The 21,844-nt window shown below is 37.7% G+C and carries 19 protein-coding genes; 11 read left to right on the plus strand and 8 right to left on the minus strand.

Annotation, left to right across the window (positions count from 1 at the left end; translation table 11 throughout):
- Positions 1 to 14: 14 nt before the first annotated feature.
- A complete protein-coding gene (locus tag CAO17_RS04295) occupies positions 15 to 1,373 on the minus strand; it encodes a sigma-54 interaction domain-containing protein (RefSeq protein ID WP_425435906.1) in 1,359 nt (452 codons plus the stop codon).
- Between the two features lie 261 nt (positions 1,374 to 1,634).
- Between CAO17_RS04295 and pruA the strand changes: the two genes are divergently transcribed.
- The 3 genes from pruA (at position 1,635) to putP (ending at position 6,104) form a co-directional block, all read left to right on the plus strand.
- Complete coding sequence (gene pruA, locus CAO17_RS04300; protein WP_085991615.1) at positions 1,635 to 3,182, plus strand: L-glutamate gamma-semialdehyde dehydrogenase; 1,548 nt, start codon at positions 1,635 to 1,637, stop codon at positions 3,180 to 3,182.
- Positions 3,183 to 3,449: 267 nt separating this feature from the next.
- A complete protein-coding gene (locus CAO17_RS04305) occupies positions 3,450 to 4,448 on the plus strand; it encodes a proline dehydrogenase family protein (protein ID WP_085991617.1) in 999 nt (332 codons plus the stop codon).
- Between the two features lie 174 nt (positions 4,449 to 4,622).
- On the plus strand, positions 4,623 to 6,104 hold the full coding sequence (putP, locus tag CAO17_RS04310) for a sodium/proline symporter PutP (RefSeq protein WP_085991619.1): 1,482 nt from the start codon (positions 4,623 to 4,625) through the stop codon (positions 6,102 to 6,104).
- Between the two features lie 285 nt (positions 6,105 to 6,389).
- On the opposite strand, the gene CAO17_RS04315 is transcribed toward putP, so the two are convergent.
- From CAO17_RS04315 to CAO17_RS04330, 4 genes are all read right to left on the minus strand, one after another.
- Positions 6,390 to 7,460, minus strand: a complete 1,071-nt coding sequence (locus CAO17_RS04315) for a DUF871 domain-containing protein (RefSeq protein ID WP_085991620.1) — start codon at positions 7,458 to 7,460, stop codon at positions 6,390 to 6,392.
- A gap of 24 nt (positions 7,461 to 7,484) precedes the next feature.
- Positions 7,485 to 8,864 (minus strand): PTS transporter subunit EIIC, encoded by a 1,380-nt coding sequence (locus CAO17_RS04320; protein ID WP_085991621.1) that lies wholly within the window; start codon positions 8,862 to 8,864, stop codon positions 7,485 to 7,487.
- 21 nt (positions 8,865 to 8,885) lie between these two features.
- The gene (gene murQ, locus CAO17_RS04325; RefSeq protein WP_085991622.1) at positions 8,886 to 9,770 is read right to left on the minus strand and encodes an N-acetylmuramic acid 6-phosphate etherase; all 885 of its coding nucleotides are present in this window, start codon (positions 9,768 to 9,770) and stop codon (positions 8,886 to 8,888) included.
- Between the two features lie 130 nt (positions 9,771 to 9,900).
- Positions 9,901 to 10,749 (minus strand): MurR/RpiR family transcriptional regulator, encoded by an 849-nt coding sequence (locus CAO17_RS04330; protein WP_085991624.1) that lies wholly within the window; start codon positions 10,747 to 10,749, stop codon positions 9,901 to 9,903.
- Positions 10,750 to 11,224: 475 nt separating this feature from the next.
- Here CAO17_RS04330 and CAO17_RS04335 point away from each other — a divergent pair, with 475 nt between their 5' ends.
- The 4 genes from CAO17_RS04335 (at position 11,225) to CAO17_RS04350 (ending at position 15,042) form a co-directional block, all read left to right on the plus strand.
- Entirely contained in the window at positions 11,225 to 11,713 is a 489-nt protein-coding gene (locus tag CAO17_RS04335) for a PTS sugar transporter subunit IIA (RefSeq protein WP_085991625.1), read from the plus strand.
- 32 nt (positions 11,714 to 11,745) lie between these two features.
- A complete protein-coding gene (locus CAO17_RS04340; protein ID WP_085991627.1) occupies positions 11,746 to 12,477 on the plus strand; it encodes an SIS domain-containing protein in 732 nt (243 codons plus the stop codon).
- A 150-nt stretch (positions 12,478 to 12,627) separates the two neighbouring features.
- Positions 12,628 to 14,082 carry an N-acetylglucosamine-specific PTS transporter subunit IIBC gene (gene nagE / locus CAO17_RS04345; protein WP_085991629.1) on the plus strand — a complete coding sequence of 485 codons (1,455 nt, stop codon included), beginning with the start codon at positions 12,628 to 12,630 and terminating at the stop codon, positions 14,080 to 14,082.
- A gap of 63 nt (positions 14,083 to 14,145) precedes the next feature.
- Positions 14,146 to 15,042 carry a DUF7916 family protein gene (locus CAO17_RS04350; RefSeq protein WP_085991631.1) on the plus strand — a complete coding sequence of 299 codons (897 nt, stop codon included), beginning with the start codon at positions 14,146 to 14,148 and terminating at the stop codon, positions 15,040 to 15,042.
- A 46-nt stretch (positions 15,043 to 15,088) separates the two neighbouring features.
- Here CAO17_RS04350 and CAO17_RS04355 read toward each other — a convergent pair whose 3' ends face one another.
- Positions 15,089 to 15,817 (minus strand): GntR family transcriptional regulator, encoded by a 729-nt coding sequence (locus tag CAO17_RS04355; protein ID WP_085991632.1) that lies wholly within the window; start codon positions 15,815 to 15,817, stop codon positions 15,089 to 15,091.
- A gap of 133 nt (positions 15,818 to 15,950) precedes the next feature.
- Here CAO17_RS04355 and nagA point away from each other — a divergent pair, with 133 nt between their 5' ends.
- From nagA to ybaK, 4 genes are all read left to right on the plus strand, one after another.
- Positions 15,951 to 17,123: an N-acetylglucosamine-6-phosphate deacetylase gene (gene nagA / locus CAO17_RS04360; RefSeq protein ID WP_085991633.1), complete on the plus strand. Its 1,173-nt coding sequence runs from the start codon at positions 15,951 to 15,953 to the stop codon at positions 17,121 to 17,123.
- A gap of 5 nt (positions 17,124 to 17,128) precedes the next feature.
- The gene (nagB, locus tag CAO17_RS04365) at positions 17,129 to 17,860 is read left to right on the plus strand and encodes a glucosamine-6-phosphate deaminase (protein ID WP_085991635.1); all 732 of its coding nucleotides are present in this window, start codon (positions 17,129 to 17,131) and stop codon (positions 17,858 to 17,860) included.
- Between the two features lie 352 nt (positions 17,861 to 18,212).
- Positions 18,213 to 19,520 (plus strand): D-serine ammonia-lyase, encoded by a 1,308-nt coding sequence (locus CAO17_RS04370; RefSeq protein ID WP_085991636.1) that lies wholly within the window; start codon positions 18,213 to 18,215, stop codon positions 19,518 to 19,520.
- Positions 19,521 to 19,589: 69 nt separating this feature from the next.
- On the plus strand, positions 19,590 to 20,072 hold the full coding sequence (gene ybaK, locus CAO17_RS04375) for a Cys-tRNA(Pro) deacylase (RefSeq protein WP_085991638.1): 483 nt from the start codon (positions 19,590 to 19,592) through the stop codon (positions 20,070 to 20,072).
- A 69-nt stretch (positions 20,073 to 20,141) separates the two neighbouring features.
- Here the strand turns inward: ybaK and CAO17_RS04380 are convergent, their stop codons facing one another.
- Positions 20,142 to 21,584, minus strand: a complete 1,443-nt coding sequence (locus CAO17_RS04380) for a sodium:solute symporter family protein (protein WP_085991639.1) — start codon at positions 21,582 to 21,584, stop codon at positions 20,142 to 20,144.
- Positions 21,581 to 21,769, minus strand: coding sequence for a hypothetical protein (locus tag CAO17_RS04385; protein WP_085991641.1), 189 nt, complete (start codon positions 21,767 to 21,769; stop codon positions 21,581 to 21,583). Before CAO17_RS04385 ends, CAO17_RS04380 begins: the two co-directional genes overlap by 4 nt.
- Positions 21,770 to 21,844 lie beyond the last annotated feature (75 nt).

The following is a 21,844-nucleotide window of genomic DNA, read 5'->3' on the forward strand; positions in this document are numbered from 1 at the left end:
TAAGAGACGGAGGTCTATTTATCGATATTTACTTCATACTTTTTTATTCTGTTATAAAGAGTCACTCTTGAAATTCCAAGTTTTCTAGCTGTAGCAGATTTATTTCCATTCATCTTATTCAGGGTTTCTTCTATTAGTTTTCTCTCTATTTCTTCCTTTTCTTGTGGGAGGGAAAGAGTTTCTTTTACCATTGATTTTGTAGGAGTGGGATTGGATGGTAGAAAAAAGTGATACAGATCCGCTCCATGAATAATTGGTTTCTCAGATAAAATAACAATCCGTTGCATGACATTTCGTAGTTCTCTTATATTACCTGGCCACTCATAATCAAGCATTAATTGTAGTGCATCTTTTTCCAGTTTTGGTATTGGAGTTTGATATTGTGAGGCAAACTGATGGAGAAAAATATGTGATAATTCAGCAATATCTTCCATTCTTTCTCGTAAAGGAGGCATTCTGATTTGAATTACATTCAATCGATAAAATAAATCCGAACGAAATTTTTTTTCATTCATTTGTTTCTCTAAGTCTTGATTGGTAGCTGCTAAGAAACGTACATTGACCTTCTTTCCTGTCGTGTCACCAATACGGTAAATCTCATTTTCTTGCAATACACGCAATAATTTAACTTGCATCTCTAGTGGAAGTTCACCGACCTCATCTAAAAAGATGGTTCCGCCCTCAGCCATCTCAATTTTTCCTGCTTTTCCATTCTTTTCGGCTCCGGTAAATGCTCCACCCTCATACCCGAATAATTCACTTTCGAATAATGCACTTGGAATAGCGCCGCAGTTTACTGGAATAAATGGTCCGTCTTTACGATTGCTTGCTTCATGGATAGCACGTGCACAAATTTCTTTCCCTGTTCCACTTTCACCAAGAATTAATGTAGTGGCGTTTGTATTAGCAGCTTTTTTGGCAATTTGTACTGTTTTCTGTAGTGCTTGGGAATTCCCTTTCAGTTTGGAAAAGGGTGAATCTTCCTTTGCTGTATACACCTTTTTTCTTAATTCATATAGTTCTGCAGATGTGGTGATTAGATTATCGTTTAATTTCACAATTTGAGTGATATCTCGTTCAACAGAAACCGCTCCAATTAACACGCCATGTCTGTCAAAGACGGGTGAAGCATTAATGACTACATGTTTATCATGTCGTGGGCGATGATAGGTGTTTTTAACAGATTCTCTCGTTTTTAGTACAGTAAGAACCATTAAATCATCATGATGGAAAAAATCGTTTATTTTTTTGTTAAGAATTTCAGATTGCCTAATATTGTACGTTTTTACAGCAGCATCATTCCAGAAAATAACTTCTTTATTCCGGTTTATGACGGTTATGGCATCATCTTCAGCTTCTAAAATTGCCTTCATGTAATGGATATCCACCATAATCCCCCCAATTTATTGAAAAATAATTGTTTATATAATGTACAGTATGTTTACATCCTTGTAAAAAGAACTTACAAAATTTTCATATCATTTATTAACCCTTTTATAACTCGACGGAAGACTAACCTCATATCACAAGGGTTTCTACCTTTCTTATAGACGTGGCATGATTTTTGCTTGTTGAGTTGTGATAGCTTTTATCTAGTGATTCGAACGTATAAGAAGGATAAGGAGGTATTAAGAATGGTTTTACCATTTAAACATGAACCATTTACGGATTTTAGTAATGAAAATAAACGTAGGGAATTTGAAGAGGGCTTGAGAAAAGTGAAAGAAGAATTAGGAAAAGATTATCCGATTGTCATTAATGGAGAAAGATTTTTCACAAATGATAAATTAGTATCTATCAATCCAGCAAATAAAAAGGAAGTTATTGGCCATGTTTCAAAAGCAACGAAAGAACACATTGATAAGGCATTTGAATCGTCTTTGGAAGCGTTTAAATTATGGGGGAAAATGGCACCAGTAGCTCGTGCAGATATATTATTTAAGGCAGCAGCAATTGTGCGGAGACGCAAGCATGAATTTTCAGCATGGTTAGCATTTGAAGCAGGTAAACCGTGGGGGCAAGCTGATGGGGATACAGCAGAAGGGATTGATTTCTTAGAGTACTATGGAAGACAAATGCTTGATTTGGTAAATGGAAAGCCGCTAGAGGATCGAGCTAATGAGCATAATTCTTATTTCTATCAACCTATGGGACCAGGTGTAACTATTCCACCATGGAACTTTGCATTTGCAATCGTATGTGGAACAACAGTAGCACCAATTGTTGCTGGAAATCCTGTTTTACTTAAGCCTTCTGAAAATACACCTGTTATTGCTTATAAACTCGTAGAAGTACTAGAGGAAGCAGGTCTACCAAAAGGTGTCTTAAATTTTGTGCCAGGTGATCCTGCGGTGATTGGAGATTACCTGGTGGATCACAAGGAAACTCGTTTCATTAATTTTACAGGTTCCCGCGCAACGGGTACAAGAATAATTGAAAGGGCATCAAAGGTACAAGACGGCCAACAGCATCTTAAACGTGTGGTGGCAGAGATGGGGGGAAAAGACACAATTATTGTAGATAAAGACGCTGATTTAGATCTTGCCGCAGATGCAATTGTCAACTCCGCGTTTGGCTTTTCTGGACAAAAGTGTTCGGCATGCTCTAGAGCTGTCCTTCATAAGGATGTCTATCATGAGGTTCTAGAAAAAGCAGTTCGCTTAACCAAAGAATTAACGGTCGGTAATCCAACCGAAAAAGATGTCAATATGGGTGCTGTCGTTAATAAAAAACAGTTTGAGAAGGTAAAAGAATATATAGAAATTGGTAAAAGAGAAGGAGAGCTAGTGTTAGGTGGAGAAACAGATGATTCAGAAGGATTTTTTGTGAAACCAACTATTTTTAAAGATGTTGCACCAAAAGCAAGACTAATGCAGGAGGAAATCTTTGGTCCAGTTGTTGCTTTTGCAAAAGCAGATAATTTTGATGAACTACTTGAAATTGCTAACAACACGGAATATGGGCTAACAGGTGCCGTCATCTCTAATAACCGTGAGCATCTAGAAAAAGCACGTTACGATTTCCATGTTGGAAACCTTTACTTTAATCGAGGCTGTACAGCAGCTATTGTAGGGTACCAGCCATTTGGTGGTTTTAAAATGTCTGGTACAGATTCTAAAGCAGGTGGACCTGATTACTTACAGCATTTCTTAGAAGCAAAAGTTGTGTCTGAAAGATATTAGATAGTAGTCATCTTTATCGCGGGTTTACTGGCTGTAGGCCCCTAGCAAGAAAGAATTCGAGGAGAATCCGAAAAGATAAGTAGGAATCAACAAACAGGAAAAGCCTGATTCGTTCAAGGGTCTACTGGTCTCTCATGTGATAGCAACAATAGGTGGGGGATAAAGACCCCCACATTGAAGTTTCACTTTTATATTGTAGTAGTTAAGTTTCTACCACAATTATTTATAAATTTTTTTAAATTGGATGTATAAAGGGAGATGCGGAAGATGAAAAATATAACTAGGAATTTTTTCATCGGTCTTTCCAATAATAAATTATTAAATGAAAATGCTAAACGCTGGGGAGGTTGTTTTGGTTCAAGTAAATTTATTGCGGGGACAACTATCGAAAGTGTTGTTGAAACAGTAAAATTATTAAATCAACGAGGTATAAGCTGTACGCTGGATAATTTGGGGGAGTTTGTTGTCGATAAATTAGAAGCAGCTCAGGCTAAAGAACATATTCTTACTATTCTAGATGTGATTGCCAAGCACAAATTAGACTGTCATATGTCCGTTAAATTAACACAACTTGGTTTAGATATTGAGCAAAAATTTTGTGTAGATAATATGAGAGAGATAGTAGAAAGGGCAAAGAATTATAATATATTTATTAATATTGATATGGAAGATCACTCTCATTATGTACAGACACTTAAAGTCCTTCAGGTCCTTCGTGTTGATTATGATAATATAGGAACGGTAGTACAATCGTATTTATATAGAGCCGAAAATGATTTAGAACATCTAAAGGATGTACGACTAAGAATTGTGAAAGGTGCTTATAAGGAAAATGAAAAGGTAGCATATCAAACTAAAAAAGAAATCGATCGGAACTTTATCTTACTTGCCAAGAAACGATTGTTGGGGGATACTTTTACTTCAATTGCAACACATGATCATCATATTATCAATGAATTAAAGGAATTTATTAAGGAAAACAACATTAGCAAGGATAGATTTGAATTTCAAATGTTATATGGATTTCGAACGGAGATGCATCATGAACTTGTTAGTCAGGGGTACTTATTTTGTACGTATATTCCATTTGGAAAAGACTGGTTCGGTTATTTTATGCGCCGTTTGGCTGAGCGTCCACAAAATATGAACTTAATATTGAAAGATTTGTTTGATAAAAGGAATAAGGTGAAAAAGAAATCTGTAATTACCGTGGCAATTGCTACTGCTATTTTAGTGGTTTGGAGGAGAAAGAATAAAATAATATAACCAAGTTAGTTTTCTTAAAGTGCAATCCCACACACTATATTTTTATCTTCAAGTATAGCCCCTTGTTTTTAAAATAACTGAATAATTCGATTTTATGGAAATCTAAAATTAACAATAATGTGATGGAATTTCATGTTATCATAAAAAAATATGTAGAATAAAAGGGGAGATAGAATGACAGAAAATACGTATCAACTATTAGCTATCTTGATCTATTTAGTTGGAATGGTTTTAATCGGCTGGTATGCTTATCGCCGAACGAGTAACTTTGATGATTACATGCTTGGTGGTCGGAAACTAGGGCCGGCAGTATCCGCGTTAAGTGCAGGAGCTAGTGACATGTCACAATGGTTGTTGATGGGTTTACCGGGGGCAATCTATGTATCTGGACTTGTTGAAGGGTGGATTGCTATTGGTTTAACTATTGGTGCTTGGCTAAACTGGATTTTGGTTGCACCAAGGTTACGAGTGTACACCCACGTGTCAAATAACTCAATCACTATACCAAGTTTCTTTGATAATCGATTTAAAGGAAACACGAAAGTTTTAAGAATTGTGTCAGGTATTATTATATTAGTTTATTTTACATTTTACGTTTCTTCAGGAATGGTAGCAGGTGGTGTATTCTTCCAAAGTTCATTTGGTTATGATTACCATATGGGTCTTATTGTCGTATCTGCCGTTGTTATTGCCTATACCTTGTTAGGTGGGTTCCTAGCAGTAGCCTATACGGACTTTATTCAAGGTATGATTATGTTTTTGGCCCTCATTATCGTTCCAATCTTGGGGCTCTCCTTAACTGGTGGAATTGGAGAAACGCTAGATTCTATTCGTGCGGTTGATCCTCATTTACTTAGTTTCTTTGCTACAGCTTCTGCAGCTGGGGTAATTTCATCGTTAGCATGGGGATTAGGGTACTTTGGTCAACCTCATATTATTGTTCGTTTTATGGCTATTAAGGATGTCAAAGAAACAAAATCCGCAAGAAGAATTGGTATTGGCTGGATGATTTTAACATTATTAGGTGCTGCAGCCACTGCGTTAATTGGGGTCGCCTTTTTCCATCAAAATCCAGGAATGTCCTTAACAGATCCAGAGGCGATTTTTATTGAAATGGGACAAATTACTTTTCATCCGTTTATTGCAGGTATTTTGTTAGCTGCTGTCCTTGCAGCAATAATGAGTACGGTATCGTCTCAGTTACTAGTTACTTCATCCGCATTGGTTGAAGATATTTATAAATCTGTGTTTCATACCAATGCTTCTGAAAAGCACTATGTTAACCTAGGTCGAATTGCTGTCCTTGCTATTTCGATTATTGCAGGTATTTTTGCTTGGCAACAAAATGATACGATTCTTGGGTTAGTTTCATTTGCATGGGCTGGATTTGGTGCGGCCTTTGGTCCGATTATTTTACTAGCACTTTATTGGAGGAAAATTACTGGTACTGGAGCATTATGGGGAATGATTGTTGGTGCAGTTACCGTATTTATTTGGGGGAACACAGCATTATCTGGTTACCTGTATGAAATTGTGCCGGGCTTTATTTTAAACGTCATTGTGACTTATATTGTAAGTTTAATAACCTATAAACCCAATAAAGAAATTGAGCAGGAGTTTGATAAAACGCTAGAAATAATTAATGAACAAAAATAGGAAATCAGAGTATAAAAAATGGAATGCGGTTAGCATTCCATTTTTTGTTTAAATACATAGTAGGTCTAATATAGAATATTTTTATGTATAATGGATATAGATAAAGAAGAATTGAAACGAACTACTCTTGCAAACTCTACCATTAGGGTGATGGTTGTCAAGTAAATTTATTATTGTCGAAAACCACCCCTATACTTATGACGATACGGGGTGGTTTTCTTGTTATCTAATATGTTTTTGAATGGTATATGCGAAAAATTCATGGTTGTTATGCCAAAGAAGTATTTAATCAATCCACTCAATCTGAAAAGCCATCCCGCCTTTGATAAATGGTAGTAGGAATCGGTCTTCATCGATAACCCGACCGATAACGTTAACTTTTTCATCAGCAGGGAGGGGACGCTTCGTAATTTGAATCTCTCCTTGATAACGACCGTATTTCTCATTATCTACAGTGATCGATCCTTCTTTTCTTTCGATGGTGTGGTCAGGTTTTATCGGGAAGTCGCCGATTAGCCCGTATTGCCTCGATTCGGCAGAGCGAATGACATCTCTTGCTGCGTCCAAGCGATTAGTTTGTTTTACCCGCAAGCGTTCTTTACTTGTTTTATTGTCGCTATAGCAAAGTGCACGGAGTAAAATGGTATCATGTTCATATTTAGCAAACTGTTTTTCCGATGATTTGCTGATTGATGGATCGCTGATTAAAACTTTATCTACCCATTTGTTGTTCAAAAATTCTAAGTAAGAAGAGAAGGTAGAACGGTTTCGATGTGCTTCTATCGTTGGCAGTCCCTGAAAAAGGGGACCCCGCTTCTCACCATCTCCTGGAATGAAGGCCATCACGTTTACTCCTTCATTTTTTAAGAAGCGGTTTTTTTCATTAAAGTCTTCCAGGCTCAGTCCTGTTTCAGGACGAGGGTAGTAATTATGCCAGGCCTCTATCGATGAAAAGTCAGCATCATATTTTCGTAAACGCTTCATGTTTTCGTGGGTGATTGTACTAGCGTTGAGAGCAATGTTTATTTGCTTGGATAACTCGGCAATGGTTTCGTCCGCTATCCCGTAATCCACACGCAGTCCGGTTACTCCCCATTCCTGCAATTGATGCACATTTTTAAATGTGTAGCCAAGATATCCCAGTGACTTAGGGGAAATATCCGCAAATAATTCCATGTTGTACAATTGGGTGAGCTTCCCTAAATCTGCTAATCTCTCTTTATAATTTTTTGAGTTGTCCTCTGGGATATGCAAGGAGGTGAATACATTGTCAAAGCCCAATTGACGCATTTTTTGAATATAGGATTCTTGCTCTTCCATCGATTGATTGGTTAAATAGATTGAAATACCAAGCATTGTTACACACCTTTCGCGAGTTAACTAGTCTAAGTTATCGGCCATTTCCTCTTTAAATCCGAAGAAATAGGTAATGATAAATCCTGCAGTATAGGTGATCACTACACCTAAGAAATAAAGGAAATACTTGTTATCGACTATTAATGGGATTAACGGGATACCTGAAACACCAACCCCAGCGGCTGCTGTTTGCATAATTGCTTGGAAAGCTCCGCCTACTGATGCACCAAGACAAGCGGTTAAAAACGGCCGTCCAAGTGGCAAGGTAACACCGTAAATTAACGGTTCTCCAATTCCTAAAAATCCAGTTGGGAGTCCACCTTTAATCACGTTACGGAGTCGCCTATTCTTCGTTTTGACATAAATCGCAAGTGCGGCACCAACTTGACTAGCACCAGCCATCGCTAGGATTGGCAATAAGGCGGTTGATCCAAAGGTATTAATTAATTCCATATGAATCGGTGTTAATCCATGGTGAAGACCAAGCATGACTAATGGCAAGAAGAAACCTGCAAGCAAGCCACCTGCAAGGGCACTTCCAATAGTACCGCCTAAGCTAAGTACCGCATGAATGCCGGAGGTGATTCCAGTAGATAGAATACCAGCAATTGGCTGAACCAAAACGAGTGTTAATGTACCAACGACTAAAATGGTTAATAATGGTGTAAAAATGATATCGACAACATTAGGGATAAACTTTCTGAATTGCTTTTCGAAAAATACCATGAGCCAAGCAGCAAACATTGCCCCAATAAGCCCCCCGTAACCCGGACTTAATTCATTTCCGAAGATCGTAATGTCCGCTAGTGCGGGATTCATCGTTATGATCCCTGCAATGGCACCTAATACTGGTGTACCGCCAAATTCCTTCGCTGTATTCCAACCGACAACAATTGCTAAATATCCAAAAATACTTCCGCCAAGTACAGTAAGAATTTGCATCCATGTTAATGTAGGATCCACACCTGAATTGGTTAAGAATCCTGCGGTACCATTGATAATACCAGAACCGACAATACCAGGGATAAGCGGTATGAAAATGCTTCCAATTTTTCGAAGCAAATTTTTCATTGGCGTGTTATTTTTCTTCTTGATGTCAGATTTTACTTTATCTGCTACATCATCCTCATTGACATCTATTGCTTCGCCCATTTTTATTCCTGTGATGTTCGTAATATGGTCAGAAACTTTATTCACCGTACCAGGTCCGACAACAATTTGAAGCGTCTCATCTTCAACGACACCCATGATCCCATCTGTTTGTTTTAAATGTTTTAGATTTGCTTTATCATTATCTTTTAAATCTAAACGTACACGGGTCATACAATGGGTGAAGGAACGAATATTTTCCTCACCACCAATTTGTTCCAGTATCTCTCTGGCCAGTTTCTCTTCTTTTTTCATTTGATCTCCCTCCAAATCAAATTATTTCGATTGACGAATGAATCCATTAGCATCTTTTAACTTTTCAATTGCTTGCTCCAGGCTACAGTTTAGTAGAATCATAACAATCGCAGCTTTCACATTATGACCAGATTTTTCTAAGTAGTTTGCTGCTGTATCGTAGTCTGCATTGGTTGCTTCCATGATAATTCGTTTGGATCGTTCGATTAATTTCTTATTGGTTGGCTTAAGATCTACCATTAAGTTTTGATAAACCTTGCCAATACCTATCATAGCGGTTGTCGTAATCATGTTTAGCACAAGTTTTTGTGCTGTTCCTGCTTTTAATCTGGTAGATCCTGTGATAATTTCGGGACCTGTCACTACTTCAATTGCAACGTTAGCGATTTCCCCTATTTTTGAATTCTTATTGTTACTAATGCTGGCTGTGCTAGCACCAATTTGATTGGCGTATGTTAAGCCACCGATTACATAAGGTGTTCTACCACTGGCAGCGATTCCAATCACGGTATCTTTTGCTGTTAATGAAAGATTTTTCAGGTCATCACCACCTAAAGTTTCATTATCCTCAGCACCTTCAATCGCATCTGTAACCGCCTTCATTCCACCTGCAATTAAACCTTGGACCATGTCTTTCGATACACCGAAAGTCGGGGGACATTCAGATGCATCTAAAACACCTAATCGCCCACTTGTTCCAGCACCGAGGTAGATTAACCTGCCACCTTGGTTAAAAGATTGAATGACGAAATTGACAGCGGTTTCAATTTGTGGAATCTCTTTTGCGATTGCTGATGGAATTTCTTCATCTTCCTGGTTCATCATTTGCAATATTTCATTAATTGACTTTGTATCTATTTGCATGCTTTTGGGGTTTCTTCGTTCTGTTGTTAATTTGTTAAGCATTAACCCTCACCCTTTCTGTAAAAGAATAGTTTATAATTATATCCTACACAATATGAAATTATATGTCAATTTAATTTTTGTAAACAATGAAATTAAATTTCATATCGTGTAAAAAAGGGACATTTCCCAGCTATCTTCTTAATCGTATGACTTCATTCCTTGCTTTATGGTATTGCGGTAAAACATTTTCCCCTTTAGCATTAAATACACTTAGATACAGTGCGTCAATAATCGTCAGTTGTGTCATTCTGGAAGGGATACTGCCAATACGATAGTCTTGTTCAACAATAGGTGTACATAGACGGATATCAGCTTCTTTATATAGTGGTGATTTATCTAAGTTTGTAATTGCGATAACGATTGCACCTTCTTTTTGGGCAAATCTGGATAGCTCCAAAACATCATTTGTTTTACCGGACATACTAATTGCGATAATGACATCATTTTTAGTTAAATATGGGATAGATGATAGCAAAAAGTGAAAATCCTGATGGGCTGTACATGGATATCCAAGTTTAGTGAATTTATAATACCCATCAACGGCTGCAGTTGCTGATCCGCCAACACCGTAAAAGATTAGTCTTCCAGCATGTTTCACCGTTCCCACTGCTTTTTCGAATTCTTTTCTATCAAGTGATGTAGATATAGCTTCAATAGCTGATTTATTAACATGAGTCACTTTTTGAAAAATATCATAGGGTTCACTTTTACTTTGTAAAAAGTTAAAATCAGTAAGGTTCATGTCCTGCGTGGCCAACTCTTTGACAAGTTCCATTTTAAATGATTTAAAGCTTCCTATTCCAATTGACTTACAGAAACGAACGACACTAGATTCACTAGTTCCAGCTTTTTTGGATAGATCTTTTGTTGTCATATTTGGAATGAATTCAGGATTTTCCAAAACATACAAGCCCATTTTTTTCTCTGCTTCCGATAGTGTATGAAGATTTTCTTTAATTCTTGTTAGTAATGAACTCATTAGATAATACCCCTCTTTTTGTAGTTGTAAAATCATTATACATAACCTGAAAAATAAAAAACACCACTTACCTGGTATAGACATTTGTATGTCTATATTGCTTATAGGTTATTTTCCAGTTATAATGAAGTTGTAACATATTATAAGCAGAGGAAATTTGAACTTTGCTCCCACAGAACAAGAGGAAAGCTTCGAAAACGAAGTATTCCTTGTCCTGTAAGAACGGCACGTGTCAAGACGTGAGCAGGAAGTGGCTTTCTTCCAAGGAGACTGAGTCTTGTGCCCACAGAAAGCGTAGATATTTTCTGAGTCCCAGCACTCAGAAAACTTCAGAATAAGTAAGAGAAGGACCTAAGTATTTTTTGATTTAGCTGTCCATTTGAACTTGTTTTTATTGGTGTAAAGGTTGAGTATTTATATTTAAAGTAGGGAACATAAGAAGTAAAACGGTATATATGAAAGGATTGTGATTGGAATGTTTAAAAATCTTTTTAAGAAGGGTAAAAAAGAAGAAAAACTCGTTGCCTCTATGAATGGAAAAGTAGTGAAATTAGAAGATGTTCCAGATCCAGTATTTAATCAAAAAATGATGGGCGAAGGAATAGCGGTAGAACCAAGTGAAGGGGAAGTATTTTCACCAGTGGATGGGAAAGTTTTACAAATTCCTGATTCAAAACACGCCATTGGCCTCGAAACAGACCAAGGAACGGAAATTTTACTTCACGTTGGTTTGGAAACGGTAGCATTAGAAGGAAAAGGGTTTACCCCGAATGTCAATGTAGGGGATAAGGTTTCCGCTGGGCAGTCTCTTATGACATTTGATTTGGAATTTATTCGTGAAAATGCAAGCAGTGTCATAACGCCAATGGTTATTACAAACAGTAAAGATATAGACAAGGAAATCAGCCTTGCGGAGGAACCAGAAGCCAAAGCAGGAGAAACCGTTTTAATTACAATAGGATAAAACAATCAAACACTGAAATGAGGTTCGAAACAGTGGTCCATAAATATTTTAATCAGGTGAAAGATATTTTAGATAAAGTAGAAACAAATGAAGGATTGAAAATAGGAGAAGCAGCTGAGAAAATCAGTGCAACGCTTCAACAAGATGATGGGGTGGTCCACTTATTCGGCTGTGGGCATTCCCATATGCTTACAGAGGAAGTGTATTACCGTGCAGGTGGGTTAGTTCCCGTTCATCCGATTCTCCATGAGCCGTTAATGCTTCATGAAGGAGCCATCAAGTCATCTGAACTGGAGCGGCAGCCTGACTATGCAAGGACGTTTATGGAGGAACAAGACATTCGAGAAAACGATGTGATGATTGTCATATCAACATCTGGAAGAAATCCTGTTCCACTGGATACAGCGCTTATTGCTAAAGAAAAAGGGGCGTTTGTGATTGGTTTGTCTTCCTTTATATATGCAGAAGGTCAGACATCCAGACACACTAGTGGTAAGTTTCTTCATGAAGTTGTTGATTTAGGAATTGACACCCATATTCCAGTAGGGGATGCTTTGTTATCCGATACCAGTGTGGCAGTGAATTTTGCACCAGGTTCCACAGTTGTTGGGGCGTCAATTCTTAATGAGATGATGGGAAAGGTGATATCAAGCATGGCTGAGAACGGTTTTGACCCCCCTGTGCTTTTAAGTGGAAATGTTGATGGTGCAGATATGCATAACAAAAAAATAATGGAAAAATATAAGAAAAGAATTTCTTTTTAATAAAAGATATATAGTGGTATAGATGACTATAAGTATAATCTTGTAATAAGAGTAAAGGAGGCGGTGTCTGCAATTGGTAACGGATGCATTTAAAAATTGTTTAAAGGTAAGTCATAGATTTTATCAATTTTAAAAAGTGGGGTTTTATTTATGATGAAATATCTTCAAAACCTTGGTAAGTCCCTTATGCTTCCAGTTTCTGTTTTACCTGCAGCTGCGATTTTAATGGGGATTGGTAATGCGATAGACTCCGGTGGCGGGAATTTCCTTTCAGCATTTTTAATTAGTGCTGGTAGTGCAATTTTAAACTTTATTCCAATCTTATTTGCTGTCGGTGTTGCGATTGGGATGACCAAGTCAAAAGATGGACCAGCTGCACTTAGTGGTTTAGTCGGTTATTTAGTTGTAACGACAGTACTATCAACAGGTAATGTTGCAAATATACTTCAGATAGAAGTTGAAAGTGTCAATTTAGCTTTTGAAAATATTGAAAACGTGTTTGTGGGTATTATTTCTGGTCTCGTTGCAGCTGCTTTATACAATCGTTATAGTCATGTGAGATTGCCGGATGCATTGGCTTTCTTTAGTGGTAAACGACTAGTACCGATTCTTACAGCGGCAGCAATGGCAGCGATATCTCTCATTTTACTGTTAGTATGGCCTGTTGTTTATACTGGATTGGTTACATTTGGTGAGGCAATTAGTGGATTAGGTGCGATTGGTGCTGGTCTCTATGGCTTCTTTAATCGAATTTTAATTCCAACTGGACTACACCATGCACTAAATAACGTATTCTGGTTTGATTTAGCTGGTATTAATGATATCGGTAAATTTTGGTCCGGTGAAGGTACACTAGGTGTTACTGGAATGTACCAGGCAGGGTTCTTCCCGATTATGATGTTCGGTCTGCCAGCTGCAGCACTTGCGATGTATCATACCGCTAAAACGAAGCGGAAGAAACAAACTGCATCACTATTAATGGCAGTAGCGTTTGCATCATTCCTTACGGGTGTAACAGAACCACTTGAATTCTCATTCATGTTCTTAGCACCAGCACTCTATGTGGTACACGCAGTATTAACTGGTTTATCCCTATTTATTGCAGCTACATTCAGCTGGACAGCTGGATTTAGTTTCAGTGCTGGGTTAGTCGACTTTGTATTAAGTGCTGGACTTCCATTAGCGAATCAGCCGTTCATGCTCATTGTACAAGGTCTTGTGTTCGCGGTTATCTACTACTTCTTATTCCGCTTTTTAATCGTGAAATTCAATTTCAAAACGCCAGGTCGTGAGGATGACGATGAAGGTGAAGAAGTGGTAGATACAGAAGCTAATCAAGCTACTTCTGGAAAAGATAAATATGCGGTCATGGCTGAGCAAATTTATGACGGCCTTGGTGGAGATGGAAATGTTAGATCTGTTGATAATTGTGCCACTCGTCTGCGTTTGGAAGTAGAAGACATGGATAAGGTTGATCAGAAGAAAATTAAGGATACTGGTGTTCCTGGTGTCAATGTAGTTGGTAAACATAACGTTCAAGTTATTGTCGGAACTCAAGTTCAGGCAGTTGCGGATGAAGTGCATAAATTAAGAAAGAATGACTAGTAAATAGGGCCGGTATTCTAAAAGGATGCTGGCCTTCCTTTAAAGTTTTACGGAGGGATAATTATGAAGAGGTTGTTGAATTGTTCGGCATCAGACTTTGCTCATATGAATAAACAAGCGTTGTTACAGTCGATTCGTGCAGCGGAAGGAAGAACCATGATTGCAGAGGTTATGTGTCAGACCGCTCCATTGTACCCTGGGTTAACAAATGCAGAATATGCATCGGCTTTTGGAGCAGATATGATTCTTCTAAATTTGTTTGATGTGTATGAACAAAGGGTGGAAGGGTTAGAAAGCATGGAAGAAGGCGAAATCATTCATGAAATCAAGAAACTTATTGGTAGACCGGTTGGAATTAATTTGGAGCCGGTAGATGATACTGCAGAAGCTTTAGAAATATTGGACAAGTTACCAGAGGGTAGGAGAGCTACAGCAGATTCATTAGCAAAGGCAAAAGAATTAGGTGTGGATTTTATTTGTTTAACTGGGAATCCTAAGACCGGTGTATCTAATCAAGCAATTGTAAACAGCATTAAGGCTGCGAAAGACCTGGATTTATTGATTATTGCTGGAAAAATGCATGGTGCGGGTGTGATCGAAGACGTAGCAGCAGTTGATACAGTTAAAGGGTTGATTGGTGCAGGTTGTGATATTGTTTTATTGCCAGGTGTTGGAACGGTTCCTGGAACAACGTTAACGAAAACGGAGAAATTAATAGAAGCAGTACATGAAGCAGGAGCCCTTGTTTTAACAACCATTGGTACAAGCCAGGAAGGGGCCGAAAAAGAGACAGTCCAGCAAATCGCATTATATAACAAAATGGTGGGAGCAGACCTCCATCATATTGGAGATGCTGGAATGAATGGCATCTCTGTGCCGGAGCGCATTATGGATTACTCTATCGCCATTCGGGGGAAAAGACACACCTATATACGTATGGCTAGTTCCATACGAAGATAGGGCACGATACGTGGCACTGATTTTAGTAGAGGTGGAGGCGCCAGCTCTAGTCCCGCTTCATTTGCATTTTAAATTTGTATTTGTCAGAGCGATAGGTGGATGTAACATATTCAATTGGTGTCTCTTTAACATCGTTCAGGTAACTGGTTCGGTGCATGACTAGGACTGGATCATTTTCATTAATGTTTAAGTAATGGATTTCATCCTCATTTGCAAGTGATGCTTCAATCGTTTGATCACCATAATCGATGGTTAAGTTTAATTTTTTTTCAATATAGTCGTAAAAAGATATGTCTATATCCTGCTCATTTAATTCTCCGACCAATGCCTTTGGTGTGTAGACGGTTTCTAATGCAACAGGTTCTTCATTTGCAAGGCGAATTCGTTTGATTTCGTAAATTTTATCCGTTGTTTCCATTTGTAACTTAGAGGCGACTAAAGCGTTTCCACTAGTTTCGTTAAAACTAAGCAATTTACTGGATGGGGTCAACCCACGATTGATCATGTCTTCACTAAAACTAGATAGTCCGGACAAGTCTTGTTCAAATTTTTTATCAGCAACAAAGGTACCTCTTCCTTTTTGGCGGTAAATCAGTCCTTCTTTGACCAAGTTTGAGATAGCCTGTCGAACAGTCATTCTGCTAATATCATACTTTTCGGAATAGTCCCGTTCGGAAGGGAGTATATCACCTGGAGCCAGTTCTTCCAGTATCATGCGACGTATCTCTTCTTCTAGTTGATAGTAAATAGGAATGGGTGAATTTTTATTAATCATGTTTTTTCCCTTTCTATAGTTAATCTAACATTAGTTTACCAAAAGTATTTTAACTTGTACATAAATATATAAATGTATAGACAACTATACTAATGTATGCTAATTTATAGATAGAAAGGAATGATAATCGGTTATGGATACAACAATAGTGATTAAGAATGCAACAATTCTTCTTGAAAATCGGGAAGAGATTAATGGAAGCATTCTATTAAAGGATGGAAAAATCAACACCATTTATACTGAGAAAAATCAACTAGGTAATGTCCTTGAAAACGCTCGAATCATCGACGCTACGAACCTGACTGCCATTCCCGGTTTTATTGATAGTCATATTCATGGGGCAAACGGAGCGGACACAATGGATGCAACCGAAGAAGCCCTTGATGGGATGGCTTCCATTTTACCAAAAGAAGGAACCACAAGCTTTCTTGCAACGACCATTACACAAGCTCCAGAACAAATTGATAAAGCATTGGAAAATGTCGCAATCTATAAAAATAAACCTGGTCATGCAGAACTGATTGGAGTTCATTTGGAAGGCCCGTTTGTTGAAAAAACAAAAGCCGGTGCCCAACCATTAAAATACATTGTGGAACCGGATGTTGATCAATTCATGAAATGGCAGGATATATCTGGGAATACGATTCGGACCATTACTATGGCTCCCGAGCATGATGTCGATGGAACCTTTATCCGTACATTAAACGAACAAGGTGTAACGGTTTCTGCAGGACATACGGATGTAGGTTTTGAAGGTATGAAAAAGGCTGTTGCGCAAGGGGTTACACAGTTGACTCACTTATGCAATGCGATGAACGGAATTCACCACCGCGATATTGGAGCAGTTGGAGCGGCATTTCAATTAGAGGCGTTACAGGCAGAATTGATTGCTGACGGGATTCATGTTGCACCAGAAATGATGCAGCTTATTTATAATAACGTTGGATGTGACAGGCTTATCCTGATTACAGACGCAATGCGTGCGAAAGGGTTACCAGCTGGAGATTATGAGCTGGGCGGGCAACCTGTAAAAGTAAATGAAGATCGTGCGGTTTTAGAAGATGGAACACTAGCAGGAAGTATTTTGAAAATGGATGACGCTGCTCGTAGGATGCTTGGACTTGATGGGGTAGACCTGCATGACGTGGTTAACATGGCTTCCATCAATCCAGCAAAACAAATCGGTGTCTATGACAAAAAAGGAAGCATTACAACAGGAAAAGATGCGGATATTTTACTTGTGGATGATGATTTAAATATTAAATATACCATTTGCCGTGGTGAGATTGCGATGGAAGTGGAGTGATAGGAATGAATTTGATAAAAGTAAAAGACTACGAAGAAATGAGTAATCGTGCTTGCGAGTATCTTGTAAAAAAAATACATGAACTGGATAATCCAGTGCTAGGTCTTGCAACGGGATCAACACCAGAAGGTTTGTACAAGCGTTTGATTGAAAAATATAATAGCGATGAAGTATCATTTAAAGGTGTTACAACGTTTAATCTAGATGAGTATGTCGGACTAAGCAAAGAGGATCCACAGAGTTATCATTATTACATGATGGATAAATTTTTCAACCATATTGGGGATATTTCTTCGGAAAATATTCATCTGCCAAACGGCACTGCCGAAGACTTAGAACAGGAATGCAAAGATTATGAAGTACTTATTCGAAAGGCAGGCCATGTTGATATTCAAGTTTTAGGAATAGGGAAAAATGGTCATATCGGTTTTAATGAACCAGGAACACCGTTTACAAGCAGAACCCATGTGGTTGAACTTGATGAATCCACTCGTCAGGCAAATTCTAGGTTTTTTGATTCCATGGATGATGTTCCAAAACAAGCAATTTCAATGGGCATTGAAACAATTATGGAAAGCAAGGAAATAATTTTGCTTGTCTCTGGCGAGGGAAAAGCAGAAGCATTGGCTCGATTGTTGGAAACGGACGCGGAAACGACTGAAGATTTTCCAGCATCGGTATTAAGAAAACATAATCATGTAACGATTATTGCGGATGAAGCAAGTAGGTTGAAATAAGTGGGAGAAGAAATTATGAAGAACACTTGGGCCTTGGACGGTCCAGGTGTTTTTTTGTTGTATTGGTATGCCGAATGTGGGGAAGGTGGTAGAATTGTAGATGAATAATGACACATCAAAAGGTACCATGCGCGGGCGTCGACACGATTATGTGCGACTCCATCCAACTGACGTGCGATTTAAAGAAGCTATTAGCCTTAATGTACGATTTTAAACCAGGAAAGTGCAATTATGACATCGGGTGATTAAGGAGAATAGTGAGAACCTCAATTTAACACAATTCGACAGCCTACATTTCATTTGATATCTTATATATACAGAATACTAGATTTTTAGACATAGGAGGACAAAAATGTTAGCGCATACAGAAATCCAGACTTTACAAGATAAATTTCCAATCATGAAAGAAATACTGAAGTTGAAACCGGTATTTTGGGTAAATCCGAAGGCTAAGAAATTAGAGGAAGGTAGTTTTTCATTAGGGCATAAAGATGTCGTAGAAGCTGAAAATCTTTGGAGGCGATATACCCCCTTTTTTAAAAAGGTATTTCCGGAAACAAAACAACTTAATGGTTGGATTGAGTCTCCTCTTGAAAAAGTAGATTCAATGAAAAACGAGCTGGAAAAATTCTATGCTACTACACTAGAAGGGGATCTCTTTTTAAAATGTGATAATAAGCTCCCTATTGCTGGTTCGGTAAAAGCTCGTGGGGGGATTTTTGAAATATTACATTATGCGGCAACACTCGCTCAAGATGCTGGTCTTATTGGAAAGGAAGAAAGTTTTGAAAGTTTATCCAATCCGGAGTTTAAGGAACTTTTTAGCGAGTATACCATTGGTGTTGGTTCAACAGGAAACTTAGGCTTGAGCATTGGGATTATGAGTGCAAAACTAGGTTTTCAAGTTAATGTATACATGTCAAAGGACGCTAAACAATGGAAAAAGGATCTTCTCCGTGAAAAAGGTGCAACAGTTTACGAGTTCACCGGAGATTTTAGTGAGGCTGTTACAGAAGGAAGAAAGAAAACAAACGCGAATCCTAAAGGTTATTTTGTAGATGACGAGAACTCCAAGCATTTATTCTTAGGATATAGCACGGTAGCCTTTCGTTTGAAAAAACAACTAGATGAGAAGGGTATAGTGGTTGACCAGGACCATCCATTGTTTGTATACCTTCCATGTGGAGTGGGTGGTGCACCAGGTGGAATAACATTTGGTTTGAAACAATTATTCGGTGATCATGTACACTGCTTTTTCGCTGAACCAGTACATTCACCAAGCATGTTGGTTGGACTTTTAACAGGATTAAAAAATGAAGTAAGTGTGCAGGATATTGGGATAGATAATCAAACAGCAGCAGATGGTTTAGCAGTTGGAAGACCTTCCATATTTGCCAGCAGTTTTAGTGAGCAATTAGTAAGTGGTATTTATACTATTGAGGATGATAAATTATTTCAATTGCTACAGTTATTGGCCAAAAGTGAGAACATCTATGTAGAGCCGTCAGCTACAGCAGGCTTCTCAGGACCATTTGAAGTATTAAATTCAAATTATATGAAAGATAAATCAATGCAAACGGAAAAGGCTACACATATTGTTTGGGCAACTGGTGGTGGATTAGTGCCAGAAGATGAAATGAATACGTTTTTAAATAGGTAAATTATGGTTGATAGTGACAGAAACATATTAATCTGATATGAATGATTTTAGTGGTAAAGAGGTAATTTTATGAAAAGGAAAAAATTGCAAAAGACGAATGCAATTAGATTATTAGAAAAAGAGAACATTGACTATAAAATTCATGAATACAAATGGAATGAAATCTCAGAAGCGAAAAAAATAGCAAATGATGTAGGTATTTCACAAGAGAAAATTTATAAAACTCTAGTTTCTGTTGGGGATAAAACAGGTGTTCTTGTAACCTGTATTCCGTCTTCATCCGAATTAGATTTAAAAGCACTTGCAAAAGTTAGTGGAAATAAAAAAGTTGAAATGCTTCCAATGAAAAATTTGGAGAAAACTACAGGATATATACGTGGTGGTTGTTCGCCTATTGGGATGAAGAAGCTTTTTCCAACTTATATTTCGTCTACAGCTGAATCCATGGAAAGCGTCGTTGTATCTGCGGGTAGAAGGGGACTTCAAATAGAAGTTAATCCGGACGAACTTCTGGCAGTGACGAATGCCAATTATGCTATTATAACCATTTAAAGAAATAGGTAGAAGATCTTAAAACTTCTACCGGACTTCGATAAATACTATATAAGTTAAGTAACTTACTTAAACAGACAAAAAATCTTCAGCTTTTTCTTTAGGTGGTTTAGTTATTAGGCTAACACTGATGTACAGGAAGGTGGATAGAATAATTCCCCATAGTCCCGAAGAGAGACCCAATGGCTTGAGTTGCGTAAATTCAATTACAATCACTACTAATCCACTAATGATAACACTGGTGAGAACTGCTGGGGCAGTTCCTCGCCTCCAGAAAAAAGCACCAATGATTGCTGGTACAACGACTAACAGACCTGCCGAAGATGAAACAGATAATACAGCTATTAAGTTAATCTCTAGCTGTGCGAACAAGAATGCAAGAGCTGCAATGATAGGAATAATGATTTTTCCCACATGAAGCTGCATTCTATCACTAGAGTCTATGTTTATGTTTCCATAAATATCTCTAGCAAATAAAGATGACAATGTCAGAAGAATAGAATCAATTGTTGAAATGGCAGCTGCCATAATACCAACCATCACAATTACACCTAATATCGGTGGTACCAAATCAGATTGTAGTACATAAGGAGTAGCCATATCTGCCTTCTCTAAACTTGGGAACATAATTAATGCTGAATATCCCCAAACAACAGCAACGATTGTATATATAAAGCCAAAAATTAAAAACCCCATAAGCATATGTCTTAAACTCTTTAGTGATGCTGGCATGTACAATCTTTGGCTTACTTGTGGATTGGAAAGGCTGAAGAAGAACCAAGGAATCGTTAAGCCTAAGAAATTTAAAAAGTTGAAAAAGCCGTTGCCTGGTACTGTTAAGTATTCTGGATAGTTCGTTTCAAGTGTATGAACAAAACTATTAATCCCACCTAATCCTTGTATTAATACGATGACAACAATCGTTGCAGTGATAATCATGAATAAAGCTTGTAAAGAATCTGTCCAAGCAACAGAACGTATTCCTGCTATATAAGAAAATAAAAGTGCTAGTAGTGTTGCAAGAATTACTCCTGTTGAATAGGAAATCGCATTATTTGTAACACCTTGCATAAGATAACCAACACCGGATAATTGAACGGCACTGTATGGTATTAGAAAAATTAAACTTGAAATAGCGGTAATAACTGCTACTCCTTTGTTTTGATAACGATCCCCTAACATTTCTGATGGAGTTACATACCCGAACTTTTTCCCAACTTTCCAAAACCTTGGTCCAAAAAAAGCAACAAGAGTAACCCCCATCAGGTAAATTAGCTCGAATCCGAGTGCACCTACACCACCATTATAAGTAAGTCCAGCTAATCCTACTAACATAAAGGCACTATAGGTTGTTGCACTATAACTAAGTGCAGACACAAACCCATTCATTTTACGATCTCCAAGAAAATAACTGTTCATATTATTTTGTTTACCTGACCTAGAAAGAACAGCTATAATAATCGCTATGATGACATATATGGTGATAGCCCACCAGACAATCGTGGAACTCATTCTTCTTTACCCCAATTCTTTGTTAAAATATAATTAATAACGATAACGATTAATGTAAGGAACGTCCATAATAAAAAACTACCATACCACTTTGCAACATTTGAAAGCACTGTATAGGGTAGAATATAAGAAATAAATAAAATTAATAAAATGAAAGCAGCCCATTTCTCCTCATTTAAATTCAAATAAACCCCCCCAATCTGTTATATATTGAGAACTTCCTATTATATTTACCAATCCGGTATCTAATTATTCCTTTT

This window comes from Oceanobacillus senegalensis, assembly GCF_900176885.1.
Lineage (GTDB): Bacteria > Bacillota > Bacilli > Bacillales > Amphibacillaceae > Oceanobacillus > Oceanobacillus senegalensis.